Raw genomic sequence first — 593 nt, forward strand, 5'->3', positions numbered from 1 at the left:
GCGATCATGCACTTCGCCCGGATCGACGGCAGCTACGTCATCGCCTCCGACGTCCTGGACAGCCCCATGTGGGGCAGCGACTTCCGCGCCCTCATCGATCAAGTCGCGCAGCTCTACCCTGAGCTACTTCCCATTCCGCGGAACTCCGACGGCACCAAGCTGTCGGTTCACCCGGCCGCCCTGCTGGCTGCGCTCGTCGCGGCGGCTGCCTTGATCCTCTCGCCCGATGACGCCTTTGCGGACGAGGCAGAACACGCGAGCAACAGCGCGGGACCGACTGGACAAGCCGGGCTATCTCACCAGCAATCGCAGGCCCGAACCGGCGGTTCAGGCGAGCTCAACGAACGAGACACTCACCGCAAGCAGCTCGATGCGGTCGTATTTTCAGCCCTGATTTTCGGAGCGAGCGCGCTCTTTGCTGATCACGCTGAGGCGGAGGTCAGGCCGGAGCTCATCTTGGGGTCCCTGGCGAGCACCAGCACTCCGCAGGGCGCTCCAGATAACCCGTCATCCTCGAACTCGGCGGAGGGCACTGCGCGTGCTGTGACCTCAGGCGCGCCGCTCATGTCTGGTGCTAGCGGGCACACAGGAGG

The 593-nt window shown here is 65.4% G+C and carries 1 pseudogene; it reads left to right on the forward strand.

Features of this window, described 5'->3' with window-relative positions:
• Positions 1-593, forward strand: a pseudogene (locus tag MFF58_RS31955) (hypothetical protein); the annotation flags it as partial.

This window comes from Methylobacterium longum (assembly GCF_022179385.1).
Taxonomy (GTDB): Bacteria; Pseudomonadota; Alphaproteobacteria; order Rhizobiales; family Beijerinckiaceae; genus Methylobacterium; species Methylobacterium longum.